This window comes from Pseudoxanthomonas sp. PXM04, assembly GCF_014851695.1.
In the GTDB taxonomy this organism is placed as follows: Bacteria; Pseudomonadota; Gammaproteobacteria; order Xanthomonadales; family Xanthomonadaceae; genus Pseudoxanthomonas_A; species Pseudoxanthomonas_A beigongshangi.
Genome location: NZ_JACVAG010000017.1, coordinates 1 through 497 on the forward strand (window position 1 = coordinate 1; position 497 = coordinate 497).

General features: G+C 53.7%; 1 protein-coding gene and 1 pseudogene. One reads left to right on the forward strand and one right to left on the reverse strand.

Annotation, left to right across the window (positions count from 1 at the left end; all coding sequences use genetic code 11):
* Window positions 1-125: pseudogene (locus IB228_RS19890) on the forward strand (hypothetical protein); the annotation flags it as partial.
* Here the strand turns inward: IB228_RS19890 and IB228_RS19895 are convergent.
* A partial coding sequence (locus IB228_RS19895) for a hypothetical protein (RefSeq protein ID WP_225562583.1) occupies window positions 94-497 on the reverse strand: 404 nt, incomplete at its 5' end. The pseudogene IB228_RS19890 and the gene IB228_RS19895 sit on opposite strands and share 32 nt — an antisense overlap.

A 497-nucleotide genomic window follows, 5' to 3' on the forward strand; every position in this document is an offset into this window, starting at 1 on the left:
CCCATTGGGCGCACCTGCCGTACGACTTGTTGGGCGTTGTTTCACACAGTATTATCCATGAGTTGCGCGGCTTTTCTCGTGTCGTTTATGACATCAGTTTGAAACCGCCCGCCACCATCGATTTTGCTTCCCCCTCTCCCTCCCCTTCCTCCTCTCCTCCCTCTCCTCCCCTTTCTTCTCCTCTCTTTCTCCCTTCCCTCCTTTTTCTCCCCTCCCTCTCTCTCCCGCGTTGCAGAACCTTTCTCTTCCTTTGCGCGAATCTATCACCTTCTCCTTTTCGTTCAGCCTTTCCACCTTCCATCCTTTCCCCTTCCCTTCCTCTCTTTCTCCCCTTTTCCTCTTTTCCCCTTCTATCTCCCTCTCCTTCTCTTCCTTCTCCTTTTTCCTTTCCTTTCCCTTTTCTTCTCTTCCTTCTTCTCTTCTCCCTCCTTTTCCTCTCCCTCCCCCCCCTTCCCTCTCTTCCTTTCCCCCCTCTTCCTCCCTCCCCCCTCCCCCCT